We start from the raw sequence: 1,535 nt of genomic DNA on the forward strand, positions 1-1,535 counted from the left end.
GGTTCTTTTCACCTTTCCCTCACGGTACTATGCGCTATCGGTCACTAAGAAGTGTTTAGCCTTGGAGGGTGGTCCCCCCGACTTCCCGCAAAATTCCTCGTGCTTCGCGGTACTCTGGATACTGGCCCCCTTGCTCTGCCTTTCGCCTACCCGGCTCTCACGGTCTGTGGCTCACCTTTCCAGATGATTCGGCTAGGCCTGACTCGGTTTATGCCAGTCCGTAACCCCAGGGAGCCGAAGCTCTCTGGTTTAGGCTCTGCCCTCTTCGCTCGCCGCTACTGTGGGCATCTCGTTTGATTTCTCTTCCTCCGGCTACTTAGATGTTTCAGTTCACCGGGTTCCCCTCCCGAAGGATACCATCCCATGACGGATGGTGGGTTTCCCCATTCGGACATCTACGGATCAAAGCCTGCTTGCGGCTCCCCGTAGCTTTTCGCAGCTTACCACGTCCTTCATCGGCTCTTAGTGCCAAGGCATTCACCGTATGCCCTTAGTAGCTTGACTTAAAATTACTTCGATATTTTGGCGTCTGCCGCGTCACGCCTCCGCTCCGCTCAGTCGACATACTTAAGTATAGTCTCCTTCGCTGTGCTCGGCGTTCCTTGCATCCATCCAAAATCTCTTTGTAATTTTCTGGTTCAGTACTAAGGAACTTACGTTCCCTGGTATTTCTCGTTACTCGTTTCTAAATTCGCATTTAGATCAGAGGTGCTTAAACATTCATCACAATGTCTAAGACTTTAATTTGTCTCTTCTATGAAGTTTTCAAGGTTCATGTTTCAGGGACGAGCCCTGAGAACCGAATATTGTTCTTGACAGATGTGCGTCGACGAGAATAGAAGTGAATCCTTGGATTCCTTCGGTTCTCCATAGAAAGGAGGTGATCCAGCCGCTCGTTCTCGAACGGCTACCTTGTTACGACTTCACCCCAATCATCGGCCCCACCTTAGACAGCTGACTCCTAAAAGGTTATCTCACCGGCTTCGGGTGTTACCAACTTTCGTGGTGTGACGGGCGGTGTGTACAAGGCCCGGGAACGTATTCACCGCAGTATGCTGACCTGCGATTACTAGCGATTCCAACTTCACGCAGGCGGGTTGCAGCCTGCGATCCGAACTGGGGTCGGGTTTCTGGGATTGGCTCCGCCTCGCGGCTTCGCTGCCCTTTGTTGCCGACCATTGTAGTACGTGTGTAGCCCAAGACATAAGGGGCATGATGACTTGACGTCATCCCCGCCTTCCTCCAGGTTATCCCTGGCAGTCTCCTATGAGTCCCCACCGTTGCGTGCTGGTAACATAGGATAAGGGTTGCGCTCGTTGCGGGACTTAACCCAACATCTCACGACACGAGCTGACGACAGCCATGCACCACCTGTTTTCGTGCTTCCGAAGAAGGGGACCTATCTCTAGGTCTTTCACTCAATGTCAAGCCTTGGTAAGGTTCTTCGCGTTGCGTCGAATTAAACCACATACTCCACCGCTTGTGCGGGCCCCCGTCAATTCCTTTGAGTTTCAATCTTGCGATCGTAGTCCCCA

Annotated in this window: 2 rRNA genes; both read right to left on the reverse strand. The window is 52.2% G+C overall.

The features are described 5' to 3' along the window. Positions 1 to 504, reverse strand: a 23S ribosomal RNA gene (locus tag FX155_RS11340); the annotation flags it as partial. 369 nt (positions 505 to 873) lie between these two features. Next, positions 874 to 1,535, reverse strand: a 16S ribosomal RNA gene (locus FX155_RS11345); the annotation flags it as partial.

The organism is Acidaminococcus fermentans (assembly GCF_009696675.1).
Lineage (GTDB): Bacteria > Bacillota > Negativicutes > Acidaminococcales > Acidaminococcaceae > Acidaminococcus.